Genomic DNA, 14,769 nt, shown 5'->3' with positions numbered 1-14,769 from the left:
CGGCGGGAAACGGTCGGGACGCGATTGGTGTCCTTGGTCCCGGAACGGGTGCACGGCGGAATCGGCCCTTTCGGTCACGGCCCTGACCAGCGCCTTTGTCGGGCCGAAGGAATTCCCGGGAGATGTCAGTAAAACCTTTCGCGGATCGTGTGATCGCCTGTGGCCGCATTTTTTGGGGTCCGGTGTGGACGGCCGTCTTCCCTGATCACCCAGGGGTTCTCGGCGTTCCGGAGGTCGCGGGGGTGATGCCATTCGCACCAGCGTTCGGCCTGCGCCCGGCTCGGGCTCGGCGCCCTCGGGACGATGTTTCCCAAGAAGAAAGCAGCCAATCCTCGCGTCGCGGGAATCCACCCTTCGGAATTGCCGCATTCCACCACGCGCCCGGTTCGAGTCGTGTAGAACGTTGGTGACCGCCGAGGGTCCGCGCCCGGCATTGTGTGTGAGGGGACGGGCGCGGCCCCGACAGGCGGCGACGGCCGCGCTCGTACGTGAGTTGACGAAGGGGCACGTACGAACGCGGCCGTGTTCCCGCGGTCCGGCGGAGGGGCCGGAGCCGCGGGACGGAACGCGGACGGGCCCCGGGATGACATTTGTCAGCGGCGGGGGCGGATGAAGTGTCATCGGCGAGGGGTGACAGCGGCGTCTGTCAGCCGGGGCCCGGTTCGAGGGACTCTGGTGGCATGACGACGACAGAGCACACCGGACCTTCCGCCGCGACCCAGGACCCCGAGTCGACCACGGGTCCCTCGGTGGTCGTCAGCGACCTCCACCAGCACTACGGCGAATTCGAGGCGGTCCGGGGCGTCTCCTTCGAGATCCGGCCCGGTGAGCTCTTCGCCCTTCTCGGCACCAACGGCGCGGGGAAGACCACCACCATCGAGACGCTGGAGGGATTCCGGCGGCCCAGCTCCGGAACGATCCGCGTGTTCGGACAGGACCCCTTCGGCCAGCCCCCCGGCGTGCGGGAGCGGGTCAACGCCGTCCTCCAGGGCAGCGGGCTCCTGGAGGACCTGAGCGTGGACGAGAGCCTCAGGCTCACCAGCGACCTCGCCGCCTCCCCCCGGGACGTCGAGGAGATCCTCCACCTGGTCAACCTCACGGACAAGCGCGGACTGCGCGTCCGGCAGCTCTCCGGCGGGCAGAAGCGCCGCCTCGACCTGGGTTCGGCGCTGCTGACCCGGCCCGAGGTCCTCTACCTCGACGAACCCACGACCGGTATGGACCCCGAGGCGCGGCACGAGACCTGGCGGATCATCAACGACCTCAAGGAGAGCGGGGTGGCGGTCCTGCTCACCACGCACTACCTGGAGGAGGCCGAGCGCCTCGCCGACCGGCTCGCCATCATGCACCGGGGCGAGATCCGGGTGGAGGGCACCCTGGCCGGGGTGCTCGCGGGCTGGGGTGACCGGGTGAGCTTCCTGCTCCCCGGCGACGTGCGCACTGCCGACCTGCCCGACGTGGACGGAGCCACGATCGAGGTGGAGACCCGCGGCCAGGAGTTGTGGGCCACCTACACCGTCACGGGCGGGGACGTGGCCGAGCGCGCCCACCGCGCGGTCGCCGCGCTGGTCGCGTGGTCGGCCGAACAGGGGGCCGTCCTCCAGCACCTCCAGGTCCGCGGCGCCTCCCTGGAGGACGTCTTCCTCCAGGTCGCGGACGGCGCCTCGGACCTCGTCACCCCGTGAGGACGCGGGTCCGGCGCGTGTCGCGCGGACCCCGGCGGCACTCGTGACCGTCGCTTTCCGACCCCACCCCGTCACCGGGACCACGCGCCGCCGCGCGACCCCGGCACCAGAACCCAGGAGACACCATGACCACGACCACCACCCGGCCTCCCACCCCGAGTACCGACCGGACCTCTCCCGGCACCCTGAAGCGGACCCTGCGCCTGGCCCGCACGGAGTTCATCCTCTTCGTCCGGTACAAGACGGCGCTGATGTACCTGGTGATGCCGCTGATCCTCTTCCTGCCGCTGCTGTCGACACCCAGCGTCCCGGTCTTCGGGGACTTCACCACCCACGACCTCACCCTGGCGTCGGCCGTCATCGGTATCGGCCTGATGCTGGGGATCGGTCACCCCTCCAACGTGTTCGCCGCGCGCCGTGAGGCGCTGGTGCTCAAGCGGCTCCGGGTGAGCGGGATCCCGCAGACGGCGATCTTCGGCGGCGTGACGGTGGTCGTCGTCCTGTTCTCCCTGGCGATGTCGGTCCTGATCCTCGGCGCGGTCGCCGCGCTCGGCGGGAGCCTGCCCGCCGACCCGGTGATGCTGGTGGCCGCGGTGCTGCTGAGCGCCGTCGCGATGAGCCTGGTGGGCCTGCTGATCACGCCGCTGGTGCGCAGCGCCGAGTCGGCTCAGATGTTCTCCGTGGTCCCCATGATGGGGCTCCTCCTCACGGGTGGGGTCTTCTTCCCGCTCGACCTGATGCCCGAGCCCGTCCGACTGGTCGCCCAGTTCCTGCCGGTCGCCCCGGCGGCCGAGATGGCCCAGGCCGCCTACACCGGCTACGACGTGTTCGGCGGGTACGAGGGCGCGGAGGCGCTGGGCGCCGCCGCCCTGTGGGGCAGCGCGCTGCCTTCCCTCGGCGTGATGCTGGCCTGGATCGTGGTGCTGTCGCTGCTGGTGCGGCGCTACTTCAAGTGGGACCCCCGCCAGCCGTAGGCAGCGGGCGCAGGGGAGGAGCCGGGAGGCCGGGACGGGGCCACCCGGCTCCGCCGTGCGGGAGGACCCGGCGGAGATCCGGCCTGTGGACAACGGTCGTGGAGGGGTGATCCGCCCTTACGTTGGAGTCCGGTGAAAAGCGCCGGGGGAAAGCGGGAGGCGGACGTGGGGGAGCAGGGCGGGCGCGCGGCGTCCGTGGCGGTGCCGGAGGACGGTGGTGCCACGGCTCCGGCAGGCCGGGGCACCGAGACGCCCGCGCCACCGGGGATGAGTGCCGGGTTCGCGCGCAGGATCCGGTGGGCGCGGCGGTACTGCCTGTACAGCATGGCGGCGTTCCCGTTCCTGGTCCCGTTCTGGGCCGGGACCGGGCTCCTGATGGATCTCTCCTACGCCTGGAGCGTCCTCGACGACCAGCCCGACTACGTCCTCGTGCTCGCCGTGGTCCGCACCGTCGCGTTGTTCGCCGCCTCGGTCCTGAGCGCCCTGGCGATGTTCCGGATGATCCGGGACCGGTTGGACGGCAGAACCCGACCCAACCGGATCCTGTACCGGAGCACCGTCGCCCTGCTCCTGGTCCTGTGCCTGTTCCACTGGCACAGCCCAAGCGTCCTCGGGATCGTCGCCTCGGCCTGGGCGTTGCTCGCCTTCCTTTCCTCCCGGCGTGAGCTGCTGTACGTCACGGTCGGCGCGTTCGCCGTGACGGTGGTGAACGCGCTGGTCACCCCGATGCGGACAGCGCTGCTGCCCGGGCCGGGAGGTCTCGGCGGCCCCCTGGGGTTCCTCGGCAGTCTGCTGGGGCACGGGCTGGTCATGCTCTTCTGGGCGTTCTTCCTGTGGATCGGCTGCCTCTACACCATCTGGCTGTGGGACGGCATCCGGCGGGTGACCGAGGGCCAGCAGGCCCGCGCCCAGCTGGCGGTGGACGGAGAGCGGCTCCGCTTCACCAACCAGATCCGAGAGCTGCTGTGGCACCGGCTCGACGCGCTGCGGATCGGCGCCGCTCGCGCCGGGCGGCACGTCCGGACCAACCCGGAGGAGGCCAGGCGGGAGATCGGCCAGGTCCACGAACTGGCGCGGACGACGCTGAGACAGGTGCGCTCGGTGGTCCGGGGATACCGGGACATCGACCTCGACGCGGAGGTGAACTCGGTTCGCGCGGTCCTGGAGTCCAACGGGACCGTCACCGCTGTCACCGGCCTGACGGGCCTGAACCCGCCAGCGGACACTGCTGCCCTGGCCGCCTGGGTGGTGCGGGAGGGCGGCACCAACGTCCTGCGGCACAGCCGCGCCCAGAACTGCCGGATCGCCTTCGCGGAGAAACCCGGATCGGCTCCCGGCCTCGGCGAACTGGTCGTTGAGCTGAGGAACGACCGTGCGCGGGAGGGCGCCCCGTCCGGAGTGGGGTCCGACAGCGGGCTGGCCGGTCTGGCCGAGCGGATCGCCGGTGGCGGCGGGACGCTGGAGGCGACCCGGACGGACGACGGTGGTTTTCTGCTGCGGGCCACCCTTCCCTTGGCGGACGGCCCGGCACCCGCGCTGGCCGGGGCGAACGAGAACGGGGCGGGTCCGACGCCGGGGGGCCCCGTGGCCGCGAAGGCCCCGGGCACGCCCGTCGAGCTCTCGCAGGAGGGGGCACCCCCGCCGGAGGACGATCCGGAGCTGCTCAACGAGCTGGCCAACGACCGGCGGGTCCGCCTCTCCCGCCGGATCATCATGGCGCTCATCGGTTTCAACAGCCTGCTCCTCGTGGGGCTGGCCCTCATGGATCTGCTCGTCAGCGCGGAGTACGGACTTCCGTTCTGGACCTCGGCGGTCGGCACGCTCCTCGTCGTGGTGGTCGCGTGTCTGCTCATCCGCCTGCTCCGGGAACGGCTGGACGGCAATCGGCGGCCCAGCCCGCGGCTGTTCTGGGTGTCCGTCGTGCTGCTCCTGCTGAGCGCGGTGTTCCTGAACAACCCCTTCCTGGCTCTGATCATGATCGGGGCCTGGTGGGGCACCGGAATCCTCTTCACCACGGGCCGACCCGGCGCGGTGGTGAGCGCCCTGCTGCTGCTCTCACCCCTGCCGCTGATCCCGACCTTCGCGCCCGTCTTCGAAACGAACGCGTTCAACCCCCTCGTCTACGGGCTGGTCTGGCTCCTCGCCGTGATCGTCGCCCTGACCTTCCTCTTCAGCACCTTCGGCACAATCTGGCTCTGGGACATCAGCCGTGAGGCGGTCGCCGGACAGCGGGCCCGCGCCCAGCTCGCGGTGACCCAGGAACGGCTCCGCTTCGCGCGGGACATGCACGACCTGTTGGGCCACAGCCTCTCCGCGCTGGCGGTCAAGGCGCAGCTGGCCGGGCGGCTCGTGGACCGGGCCCCGGATCGGGCCGTCACCGAGATCGCCGAGGTCCAGGGGCTGGCGGGGCAGGCGCTCCAGCAGATGCGCTCCGCGGTGAGCGGTGACCGGGAGGCCGATCTGGAGGGGGAGGTGGCCGCGGTCGGCGCCGTCCTGGACTCGGGTGGCACGCGGACCGTGGTCACCGGCCTCGAGGGCCTGGAACTCCCGTCGCAGGTCGCCGGGCTGGCGGCCTGGGTGGTCCGGGAGGGCGGCACCAACGTCCTGCGGCACAGCGACGCGCGGGAGTGCCAGATCAGCTTCCGGCTCACCCGGGACGGCGCGAACGTGTCGAGGGGGCTGGTGGTGGAGGTGCACAACGACAGCGCGAGGGTGCGGACGCCCGGGGGCAGTGACGGCAACGGACTGGCGGGCCTCTCCGAGCGGGTCGCCCTGGCAGGGGGAACCTTGTCCCGGGCCAGGACCAGGGACGGCGGCTTCCTGCTCCGCGCCGTGATCCCGTTCTGACCGTCCCCCGAGGGGCGTGATCGGTGGCGGTGACCGGCCGCGGAGCGGGCCGGGTTCCGCGTGACCCCGTCCGAGGTCCTCCCTGTCCCGCGGCGCCCTGGACCGGGGCGCCGCGGAACGTCCGGGGGGCCTCGCGGGGGAGTGGTCAGACGGTGCCCAGGGAGTCGAAGGCGGCGTCGATCCCGGCCGTGGCGTCCTCGCCGCCGCTGGTGTTGAGGCCGAGCATGAACGCGCCCCGGTCGTCGGTCATCTGGACCACCAGGAACCGACCGTAGCCGCCGTCCTCGTCGGAGGCGTCGTCCATGGTGGCGCCGAAGGCGGGCCGGTCGTTCAGGGTGGTCTCGCCGGAGGGCTCGATCCGCAGGTCCGCACCCCCGGTGACCAGCTCACCGACCATCTCCGTGGCCAGGGACAGTCCGGTGGCCGCGATGGGTTCCAGGGGGCCGAGGTCCTCTGTGCCGGTGACGATGATGGCGTCCGGGTCCTCCTCCGAGCCGTACACCGTGTACGAGGAGTACTCTGCCGGAACCTGGTCATCGCCGAGCCGGGCCCACCCCTCGCCGGGCAGCAGGTAGGCCAGACCCGCCCTGGAGTCGGTGACGGTGCCCTCGTCGCCGGGCGGTGGCCCGGTGGCCTGCTCCGCCTCCTCGGCGGCGTCGGCCGAAGCGGTGTCCCCTGCGGGTCCCGTTCCGTTTCCGGTGCCGTTGGCCAGGAACCAACCGATGCCTCCGGCCGTGACCAGGAGGAAGAGGGAGGTCACCACGACGGCGATGGTGAGGGTGACGCGGCGCGCGTTGTCGGGTTCGCCGACGCGGCGGGGAGGGCGGTCGGCGGGGGCGTGTGGGTCCGGGCGCTCAACCTCGCGTTCCGGCCTGTCGGGTCCTGCGTGCATCTCGGCTCCTGAAGGGGCTGCTGGCCGTTTGTGGGCTGAGGGGCCCTGAAGGAGCAGTACCCAGTACGAGCCGACGCGGAGCGGGACGAACGTGGCCGGATCAGGCCGATTTCGGACGGTTCTGTTTCCGAAACGGAGGCCGCGGGGGCGGATGTGACCTCAGAGGTGCCAGGCCCGCCAGGGGACGAAGTGTGGCAGGACCACGTCACACAGCGGATGCGACGCGGAGGGACCGTCCTGGACGCCGCCGTGGACGGGAACGACGAAGGTGGGCGGACGGTGGCCGTCACGGGCCGGGGGTACCGGTCCGGCGTACCTGACTTCGGACGGCTGCTCGGGTACGGCCCCTCGGCGCGGCCGTTTCCTCCTGGTGGGAGCGGTGCTCGTGGAGCCGGGCGCGGCGTGCCGGGTGCCCTCGTCCGGTGCGCTGGTTTCGGTCGGCGAGACCGGTGGGTTCGCGGCGGTGTCGGCACCCCGGGCCCTGCCGCCGCCGGGTCGGTCGCCGACCAAAGTGCGCCCGGTCAGCCCCAGTGCGCGGTCGATCTCGGCGGGACTGAGCCTGTGGTCGGTGTCGGCCACCGCGATGAGGACCTCGGCGTACAGCTCGATCTCGTCGAGCGCGACGTGGTCGTGGAGCCGGTCGCACACACTCAGCCCGTTCGCACCCAGGCCGTTCACCACCACTCACCTCCCGGGGCACCGGTGTCGCAGGACAGGACGGCAAACCCCGCGCGCCGGGGCGATGTGGGCGCGGCGCGACGGAACCGATCCCACAAGGAGAGAGGACCACCAGGCTACGGCCGCAGGACCCCGGAGCGCATGACTCTTGTGGGCCAGTGCCGGGCTCATCCGGGTTAGCCAGTGCCCCACATCCCCTTGGGGGGAGGGGATGCGGGATGTCACCCAGGCGAGCCACCGTCGGACGGGGCGCCGCCCGACGTCCCTGCGGCGGTGGGAGCCACACGTCCCGCCGTCCCCGTGACGGCGTGCGCGGTGCTCGGGGCCGCTCGCCGAGGACCGCTCGGGCGGGAAGGGGGTTTCGAGGGCGGCTCCCCCGACTCACGGATCCCTCCCCCGAAACCGACCCGCAGGGTGCGGGAGCACGTCCGACAGGGCGCCGGGCCCCTCACCGCACGCAGAGCCGGTACGCGGTTACCCGCGCACCGGTTCCGCAGGTCCGACGCCATCAGCGCCAGGCGACGTCCTGGTGCTGGATGGCGTAGGCGGCGTACGCGGTGGGGGTGTGCTCCAGCACGAGGCGGTCGTCGTCGTTCAGTTCCCGGACGACCTTGCCGGGGAGCCCGGCCCACAGGGTGTTCGGGGGGACGACCTTGCCCGGGGCGACCAGCGAACCGGCGGCCACCAGCGCGCCCCGGCCGACCCTGGCCCCGCCCAGGACGATCGCGCCGATGCCGATGAGCGCACCCTCCTCCACGATGGCGCCGTGCACCATCGCCTTGTGCCCCAGGCTCACGTCGTCATGCAGGACGGCGGGCTGACCCGGGTCGGAGTGGAGTCCGCACTGGTCCTGGATGTTGACCCGTTCGCCGACCACGATGTCCTCGGTGTCCGCACGCAGGACCGATCCGTACCAGACGCTGCTCTCGGCGCCCAGACGGACGCGTCCCACCACCACCGCGCCCGGGGCGATCCAGGCTGTGGGATGGATCTCCGGTTCGCCGAAGGGCGCCCCGCCGATCCTGGCCCCCGGGCGCGGCTCCATGGCGAATCCGTCCGTCTCGCTGTCCATGCGTGGGTCCTCTCGCTTTATGTCCCCTGGGGCGAGAGGGCAGGAAGTTGACCGCTACGCCCCCGTACGGGGATGATCGCGCATACCTTAGTAAGAACGTGACCAGGGTCCGCACGGCGACGTATGCGCCGGGGCTCTTGACGCCTCGGCGCAGCGCGTGTCTACCTTGGTCGTTTGGACGGTGTCCACGGCTTCACGCTCCGCTCTCGGCCGGTGCCCCTCATCGTGCCGAGCCGGAGCTCGACAACGGGCATCCGCGGGCGAACCAGACCGAACGGTTCGACGGGTGCTTCGACGACAAATGGGCACGGGGCAACTCTCACCATCTCTCACCACCTGCGACGCGCAGCGACGGTGTTAAGGACATGAAAGGCACATGAGCGATATGTTGCCGGGCGGCGGACTGCAACAAGACCGTTTTCCGACGGTGCGCAAGGGCGGCTACGACAAGGCGCACGTCGACGACTACTACGTCCGAATGGACAACCAGTTCAAGGATCTCCGTGAGCGCCTCCAGCGCATGGACGACGAACTGGAGCAGTACAAGCGCGACCTCGCGATCGCCCGCGAGAAGGCCCAGGTCAAGCCTGAGCACGAGCAGATCAGCGAGCGCATGGCGGAGATCCTCCGCATCGCCGAGGAAGAGGCCAAGGAGCGTCGCTCCCGGGTCGAGACCGAGGTGAAGGAGGCCCAGAAGAAGGCCCAGGAGGAGGTCGCCAAGCACCGCAAGGACGCCGAGGAGCACGCCGAGCGCATCGTCTCCTCCGCGCGTTCCGAGGCCAACGAGATGGTCGGCGGTGCCAAGAAGGAGGCCGACCAGCTCCGTGAGCAGGCCAAGCAGGAGGGCGACCGCCGCCTGAGCGAGGCCGAGGCCCGTGCGAAGAAGATCCACGACACGGCCGACCGTCGTCTGGCCACGCTGACGGCCACGCACGCCGAGGCGCTGCGCCGCCTCAAGGACATGCACTCCACGCTGGCCGACCTCGTCGTCGCCGAGGACAAGGCCGGCGCCCTGGAGACCGGGCTGTCCCGCGAGGAGACGGCTCCCGCTCCGGCCGAGGCCCCCAAGGGTCAACCGAACTCGGGCCCGCAGAACCCGGTGCGCCCCAAGCCCGCGGTCAAGCCGGAGAACAGGGCCCCCGAGGCCAAGGCTCCGGAGGGCAAGGCTCCGGAGGGCAAGGCCGCCGAGGCCACCAAGGCTCCCGAAGCCCCCAAGCCCGCCCAGCCGGAGAAGAAGGAGGAGGCCACCACCCAGCTTCCCCCGCTCCAGCAGGAGCCGGACCAGGCCACCGTGCGCATCCAGCCGCTGCCCAAGCCCGAGCAGGGCCAGCAGGACGCCCCCAGGCCCGAGGCCCAGCAGCGCCCGAAGCAGGACGAGGGCAAGGGCGGTGAGCCCAGGGTCATCGCCCCGCAGCCCCCGCAGGGTGCCCGATTCGACGCCCCGGCCCCGGGGCAGCAGGCGCACCAGCAGCCGAGCGGTCCGCAGCAGGCGCCGTCGGCTCCGCCCGCCGAGGAGGCCGGGGGTGACCCGGGTATCACCGGCGTGTACCGTCGCCCCGAGAGCGGACAGCAGCACCCGCCCACGAACGACGAGGGCGTGCGGGTCATCCGTAAGCCCTGACACGGCGCCGTACCGGGCTTCGCACCGGTGTCGTCAGGTGTGTCACGAGGGCGGGACCGGCCGGTCCCGCCCTTGGCGTTTTGTGGTCAGTTGTAGGGTGACGTCCGCCTTGTCGCAGGCTGTCGGCTACGATGCCGACAGCCATGATTATCCGCGCGGCCATTCGGTCCGACCTCGGTGCGATCCTGCGTCTCCTGCGCGAACTCGGTGACACCACCCACACGCAGAGCGCTCATGTTCGCATGTCCTCCGCCGCCGTACGCGCCTGGACCCGTATGGAGAACGACCCCGACCGCACCGTGCTGGTGGCGGAGCGCCGGGGGCAGATCATCGGGACCCTGGACCTGCTGACGGTGGCCAACCTGACCCACGACGCCCAGCCCTGGGCGGTGGTCGACAACCTCGTCGTCGACCCCGACACCAGACTCCAGGGCATCGGCCGGGCGCTCATGGAGGACGCTCTGGACCGTGCCACGCGCGCGGGCTGCTACAAGGTGGAGCTGCTCTCCCACGAGAGCCGCCAGGGGGCGCACCGCTTCTACGCCGCCCTGGGTTTCGACACCTCGGCCGCGGGCTTCCGCCGCTACCTCTGAGCCCGCGGGGCCCGCTTCGGCCCGCCACCGCGCAGCGGCACGCCCTTCATGAACGAGACCGCGACCAGGCCCAGCACGGCGATGGGGACACCGGCCACGAACACCCCCTGCATGGCGTGGTCGAAGGCGCCCACGACCACGTCGCGCACGGGGCCCGGCAGCGAGTGCACCAGCTCCGGGGAGCCCTGGGCGGACTCGGCCGCCTGCTCCAGTCCCACCGTCAGCTCCCGGGCACCCGAGTCAGTGCCGTTGGCGGTGTCCAGCGCCAGGGCCTCCTGCGCGGAGGTCGCTGCCGAGGCGAGTTCGGCATTGAGACGGCTCACCATGACGGCGCCGAAGGCCGCCACCCCCATGGCCCCGCCCAGGTTGCGGAAGAAGGTGACCGAGGCGGTCCCGGAGGCCATGTCCCTCACCGGCAGCGCGCTCTGGGTGGCCAGCAGCAGGATCTGCATGTTGAGGCCGAACCCGAGGCCCACGAGCATCTGTCCCACCACCACCGTGGTCAGCCCCGGGTCGAACTGGGCCAGGCTCAGCACGGTGAACCCGATCACGCAGAGCGCCATGCCGACGACGGGGTAGACCTTCCACCGGCCGGTACCGCTGATCGCGAAGCCGGAGCCGATCGAGGTGAGCAGGAACGAGGCCACCAGCGGCAGGGTCATCAGCCCGGAGACGGTCGGGCTCATGCCGTGCACCATCTGCAGGTACTGGGGCATGTAGATGATCAGGCCGAACATCATCATGCCCACGGTGACCGAACCCGCCGAGGCCAGCACGAACGTGCGGTCGCGGAACAGGCGAGTGGGGATGATCGGTTCCTTGGCGCGGCGCTCGACCAGGACCGCCGCGACGGTCAGCAGCACCGCTGCGGCGCCCATGGCGTACGCGGGCACGGAGTTCCACGGGATCTGGGTGCCGCCCAGACTGAGCAGGACGATCACCGTGCTGGCGGCGCTGAAGATGAGTCCGGCGCCCAGCCAGTCCACGGTGGGCCGGTGGCGCGGCGTGAACGGCATGCGGAACATGAACTGGATGACGCCGAAGGCCACGACCGCGAGCGGCACGGTGATGAGGAAGCACCAGCGCCAGCCGAGCGGGCTGTCCACCAGGAACCCGCCGACCAGCGGTCCGAGCACGGTGGAGACGCCGAAGACCATGCCGATCAGGCCGCTGTAGCGACCGCGTTCACGGGGCGAGACGACGTCGCCGAGGATGATGTTGGGCAGTGTGGCCAGGCCGCCGACGCCGAGGCCCTGGAGCGCCCGGGCGGCGATCAGCCAGTTGATGTCCTGCGCGAATCCCGCCGCCAGCGAGGCGACGATGAAGATGCCGAGGGCGATCTGGAAGAGGAGCTTGCGCCCCCAGATGTCCGAGAGCTTGCCCCACACGGGGGTGGAGGCGGTCATGGTCAGCAGGGCGGCGGTCGCCACCCAGGCCAGCCGGTCCTGTCCGCCGAGTTCGCCCATGATCGTGGGCAGCGCCGTGCCGATGATCGAGTTGGTGAGCATCGAGGTGAGCATCGCCAGGACGAGCCCGACCATGATCCGCCGTACGACCGGACGTGAGGGGTACTCGGGTGTGGGTTCGGGCAGTGGTGCGGGGGCCGGGAGGTCCTGGGGGGAGGCGGTCCCCGGGGAGGAGCCCCGGGTGGTGGATGTCCCTTGTACTGACTGTTCCATGAGGCCCCCGATTCCGGACGCACGAAAGCCCCACGGCACGCACACCGGGGGCAAGCATCCACGTCAGGTATATGTAAACGCTGTTGACCTGTCAAATCGGTATCTCTCGGGCGCTTCCGGTATGCGTGGGGTGTACCGAGGTGTCAACCTGGAGTACTGAAAGCCCGATCGCGGCCACCAAGGGGTGTGCAGATGGAGCGTCCGGAACGGACCGGAGCCGGCGCCGAGGCGCCGACGCGTGGCCGTGAGGCGACACGGGAGCGCATTCTCGCCAGCGCCAAGACACTGTTCACCAGTGAGGGGTACGGCGCGGTCTCCTCGCGCAAGATCGCGTCCCACGCGGGGGTGAACGTCGCGCTCATCAACCGTTACTTCGGCTCCAAGGCCGGTCTGCTCACCGAGATCCTGCGCGAGGACGGCGTGTTCCCCCGGCTCATCGAGGAGGGCTCCCCGGAGGACCTGACGGAACGGCTGGCGGAGCACTCGGTGGGCCGTCTGCACGGCGAGGGCACCCCGTTGCAGCTGTCACTGGACGACTCCGCCGGGGACCCCGACCTCCAGTCGGTCTACCAGGGGCGGCTCAAGAGCGCGCTGATCGATCCCCTCGCCGTCTACCTGGGCGGACCCGACGCGCGCGTGCACGCCTCGCTGGTCGCCGCCGTCCTGTTGGGCGTGGGCCGGGTGCGGCGCGTGGAGGGGGCGACCGCGCTGCGCGCGCACGACCGCGAGCAGCTCAAGGAACGGGTCCTGGCCCTGCTGGAGCTGTGTCTGAGGGACTTCGGCGAGCCGGAGTCGGAGGCTTCCTGAGAGGTGCCCCCACCCCTCCCAGGCAGGGGAGGGGCGGGGGCGTTCCCGGGCCGGGGGGCGACCCGGGGGTTCGCGGGGTGTCAGAGCGGGAAGGCCGTGGCGGCGATGCCGACGGCGACGACCGGCAGGATGAACGCCCAGTACTGCATCGGTACGAAGAAGAGCGTGTGCGCGTTGCGGTGCCGGACGGGCTGCCCGGTGGCCGGGTCGAAGGCCTGCGTGGGGGCGTTCAGCTTCCGGCCGACGAAGTGGACGGCGACGGCGGCCAGGACGCAGCCCACGGCTCCGCCGAGGCCGGAGGCCTGGGAGCCCATGAGGTGCCCGGCGACGATGCCGCAGGGGACGGCGATGGCCGCAGCGATGAGTAGGACCAGAATGCCCCAGCCGCGCCAGATGATCATTTCTGTGAGTCCTCTGAGGTGTCAGTGAGGGGGAATTGTGGACGTCTCGTGGGATACGTGTGAATAGGGATCAGTTCTGAGATTCCTGTGAATATCCGGACCGTCTTCTCATCCTCTTTCGTGCGACTCCTTTGCCGGTTCGGCAAGGGAACTCGCATCACCGCACCGCGCTGAGCAGAGTGGGGGAGGAGGTGGTCGACACATGACCGACGAGTACGGCTCCCTGCCCGAGGAGATGGGCGAGGACTTCTGGAACGACCGGTACCGCTCCGGTGACCGGATCTGGAGCGGGCGGCCCAACCGGCACCTGGTCAGCGAGATCGAGGGCGTCCAGCCCGGGCGGGCGCTGGACGTCGGCGCCGGTGAGGGCGCGGACGCCCTGTGGCTGGCCGCGCGGGGCTGGAGGGTGACGGCCGTGGACATCTCGTCCGTGGCGCTGGACCGTGCGGCCGCGCACGCGGTGGAGGCGGGTGCGGGGGTGGCGGACCGGATCACCTGGCTGCGCGCGGACGTGACCCGGTGGGCTCCGCCGACCCCCGAGTACGAGCTGGTCACGGTCCAGTTCATGCACCTGTACCCGAACCCCCGGGCGCTGCTGTTCGCGGACCTGGCGGCGGCGGTGGTGCCCGGCGGGGAGCTCCTGGTGGTCGCCCACCACCCCAGGGACCTGGAGACGGGAGTGCCGCGTCCGCCGTACCCGGAGCTGTTCTACGAGGGTGACGCGGTGACCGCCGCGCTCATGGAGGGGGAGTGGGACGTGATCGTCAACGAGGCGCGGCCGTCGGAGCAGACCCTGGACGGGACCGTCCACACCGTCCACGACCTCGTGGTGCGGGCGCGCCGTCGTGGCCCGGTGCGTGGCGGCCTCTCGGATTGATGACACCGGGGGGATCCGGGAGGGCGTCCGGCGCGGACGCCCCGGCAGCCGCGCGCCGGGGCCGACACGAGGGAACCGGCCGCCCCCGGGGAGCCGATGTCGGGGACGGCCGGTCGATGAGCCGCGTCCCCGGGGGCCGCTCACCGGGCGGTGAACGGGTGGCCGGGGCGCGATCGGGCCGCGACCGGGATGCGGACCGAGGCGATCGGTCAGTCGCGGAGCTTGGCGACGACGTCGATCTCGACCAGGATGTTGGCCAGGTCGGAGCCCACGGTGGTGCGGACCGGGTAGGGGGCGGTGAAGTGCTGTTCGTAGACGGCGTTGAACTCCGGGAAGTCCGCCTTGAGGTTCTCCAGGTGGACCGTGGCCTTGACGACGTCGTCCAGGGTCAGCCCGTGCTCGGCGAGCACGGCGGCGACGTTGGCCAGCACCCGCGTGGTCTGCTCACCCACGGTCGGTGCCACCTCGCCGGTCTCGGGGTCCTGCGGGCCGAACCCGGCCGTGTACAGGAAACCGCCCGCGACGACGCCCTGGCTGTAGGCACCGGCGGGAGCGGGGGCCTGGTCGGTCTGGACCGCCTTCTTGGACATGCGTCTCCTTCGGTCGGGTCTCGCGTGCTCCTGCGCGCGCCGGGGATCGTGTG

13 protein-coding genes are annotated in these 14,769 nt (G+C 71.3%); 7 read left to right on the top strand and 6 right to left on the bottom strand.

Annotation, left to right across the window (positions count from 1 at the left end; translation table 11 throughout):
* Nucleotides 1–680 precede the first annotated feature (680 nt).
* The 3 genes from ADX84_RS02415 (at nt 681) to ADX84_RS25210 (ending at nt 5,506) form a co-directional block, all read left to right on the top strand.
* Nucleotides 681–1,685, top strand: coding sequence for an ABC transporter ATP-binding protein (locus ADX84_RS02415; RefSeq protein ID WP_049566688.1), 1,005 nt, complete (start codon nt 681–683; stop codon nt 1,683–1,685).
* A gap of 125 nt (nt 1,686–1,810) precedes the next feature.
* Nucleotides 1,811–2,659, top strand: a complete 849-nt coding sequence (locus ADX84_RS02410; RefSeq protein WP_049566684.1) for an ABC transporter permease — start codon at nt 1,811–1,813, stop codon at nt 2,657–2,659.
* A 165-nt stretch (nt 2,660–2,824) separates the two neighbouring features.
* Nucleotides 2,825–5,506 (top strand): sensor histidine kinase, encoded by a 2,682-nt coding sequence (locus ADX84_RS25210; RefSeq protein WP_082206258.1) that lies wholly within the window; start codon nt 2,825–2,827, stop codon nt 5,504–5,506.
* A gap of 145 nt (nt 5,507–5,651) precedes the next feature.
* Here ADX84_RS25210 and ADX84_RS02400 read toward each other — a convergent pair whose 3' ends face one another.
* From ADX84_RS02400 to ADX84_RS02390, 3 genes are all read right to left on the bottom strand, one after another.
* Nucleotides 5,652–6,398, bottom strand: coding sequence for a hypothetical protein (locus tag ADX84_RS02400; protein ID WP_049566680.1), 747 nt, complete (start codon nt 6,396–6,398; stop codon nt 5,652–5,654).
* A 159-nt stretch (nt 6,399–6,557) separates the two neighbouring features.
* A complete protein-coding gene (locus ADX84_RS02395) occupies nt 6,558–7,076 on the bottom strand; it encodes a hypothetical protein (protein WP_156208009.1) in 519 nt (172 codons plus the stop codon).
* A gap of 508 nt (nt 7,077–7,584) precedes the next feature.
* Nucleotides 7,585–8,148, bottom strand: a complete 564-nt coding sequence (locus tag ADX84_RS02390; protein ID WP_049566672.1) for a gamma carbonic anhydrase family protein — start codon at nt 8,146–8,148, stop codon at nt 7,585–7,587.
* 385 nt (nt 8,149–8,533) lie between these two features.
* On the opposite strand from ADX84_RS02390, the gene ADX84_RS02385 reads away from it, so the two are divergent.
* Nucleotides 8,534–9,769, top strand: a complete 1,236-nt coding sequence (locus tag ADX84_RS02385; protein ID WP_049566669.1) for an ATP synthase F0 subunit B — start codon at nt 8,534–8,536, stop codon at nt 9,767–9,769.
* A 143-nt stretch (nt 9,770–9,912) separates the two neighbouring features.
* On the top strand, nt 9,913–10,362 hold the full coding sequence (locus tag ADX84_RS02380) for a GNAT family N-acetyltransferase (RefSeq protein ID WP_049566666.1): 450 nt from the start codon (nt 9,913–9,915) through the stop codon (nt 10,360–10,362).
* On the opposite strand, the gene ADX84_RS02375 is transcribed toward ADX84_RS02380, so the two are convergent.
* On the bottom strand, nt 10,353–12,041 hold the full coding sequence (locus tag ADX84_RS02375; RefSeq protein ID WP_049566663.1) for an MDR family MFS transporter: 1,689 nt from the start codon (nt 12,039–12,041) through the stop codon (nt 10,353–10,355). The genes ADX84_RS02380 and ADX84_RS02375 overlap by 10 nt on opposite strands.
* A gap of 192 nt (nt 12,042–12,233) precedes the next feature.
* Here ADX84_RS02375 and ADX84_RS02370 point away from each other — a divergent pair, with 192 nt between their 5' ends.
* On the top strand, nt 12,234–12,848 hold the full coding sequence (locus ADX84_RS02370; RefSeq protein WP_049566846.1) for a TetR/AcrR family transcriptional regulator: 615 nt from the start codon (nt 12,234–12,236) through the stop codon (nt 12,846–12,848).
* A gap of 80 nt (nt 12,849–12,928) precedes the next feature.
* Here ADX84_RS02370 and ADX84_RS02365 read toward each other — a convergent pair whose 3' ends face one another.
* On the bottom strand, nt 12,929–13,249 hold the full coding sequence (locus tag ADX84_RS02365; protein WP_049566660.1) for a hypothetical protein: 321 nt from the start codon (nt 13,247–13,249) through the stop codon (nt 12,929–12,931).
* A 202-nt stretch (nt 13,250–13,451) separates the two neighbouring features.
* On the opposite strand from ADX84_RS02365, the gene ADX84_RS02360 reads away from it, so the two are divergent.
* Nucleotides 13,452–14,126 (top strand): bifunctional 2-polyprenyl-6-hydroxyphenol methylase/3-demethylubiquinol 3-O-methyltransferase UbiG, encoded by a 675-nt coding sequence (locus ADX84_RS02360; RefSeq protein ID WP_049566656.1) that lies wholly within the window; start codon nt 13,452–13,454, stop codon nt 14,124–14,126.
* Nucleotides 14,127–14,335: 209 nt separating this feature from the next.
* Here the strand turns inward: ADX84_RS02360 and ADX84_RS02355 are convergent, their stop codons facing one another.
* Nucleotides 14,336–14,716, bottom strand: coding sequence for a RidA family protein (locus tag ADX84_RS02355; protein WP_049566653.1), 381 nt, complete (start codon nt 14,714–14,716; stop codon nt 14,336–14,338).
* Between the last annotated feature and the right edge of the window lie 53 nt (nt 14,717–14,769).

The organism is Nocardiopsis sp. SBT366 (genome assembly GCF_001083815.1).
GTDB classification, from domain to species: Bacteria; Actinomycetota; Actinomycetes; order Streptosporangiales; family Streptosporangiaceae; genus Nocardiopsis; species Nocardiopsis prasina.
Note: the sequence above shows the minus strand (reverse complement) of the source record. Positions and strands in the feature narration are given on the sequence as shown.

Coding starts and splice junctions, on each gene's coding strand:
- ADX84_RS02415 (WP_049566688.1), top strand. CDS start 681: ATGACGACGACAGAGCACACCGGACCTTCCGCCGCGACCCAGGACCCC.
- ADX84_RS02410 (WP_049566684.1), top strand. CDS start 1,811: ATGACCACGACCACCACCCGGCCTCCCACCCCGAGTACCGACCGGACC.
- ADX84_RS02400 (WP_049566680.1), bottom strand. CDS start 6,398: ATGCACGCAGGACCCGACAGGCCGGAACGCGAGGTTGAGCGCCCGGAC.
- ADX84_RS02390 (WP_049566672.1), bottom strand. CDS start 8,148: ATGGACAGCGAGACGGACGGATTCGCCATGGAGCCGCGCCCGGGGGCC.
- ADX84_RS02385 (WP_049566669.1), top strand. CDS start 8,534: ATGTTGCCGGGCGGCGGACTGCAACAAGACCGTTTTCCGACGGTGCGC.
- ADX84_RS02380 (WP_049566666.1), top strand. CDS start 9,913: ATGATTATCCGCGCGGCCATTCGGTCCGACCTCGGTGCGATCCTGCGT.
- ADX84_RS02375 (WP_049566663.1), bottom strand. CDS start 12,041: ATGGAACAGTCAGTACAAGGGACATCCACCACCCGGGGCTCCTCCCCG.
- ADX84_RS02370 (WP_049566846.1), top strand. CDS start 12,234: ATGGAGCGTCCGGAACGGACCGGAGCCGGCGCCGAGGCGCCGACGCGT.
- ADX84_RS02365 (WP_049566660.1), bottom strand. CDS start 13,249: ATGATCATCTGGCGCGGCTGGGGCATTCTGGTCCTACTCATCGCTGCG.
- ADX84_RS02360 (WP_049566656.1), top strand. CDS start 13,452: ATGACCGACGAGTACGGCTCCCTGCCCGAGGAGATGGGCGAGGACTTC.
- ADX84_RS02355 (WP_049566653.1), bottom strand. CDS start 14,716: ATGTCCAAGAAGGCGGTCCAGACCGACCAGGCCCCCGCTCCCGCCGGT.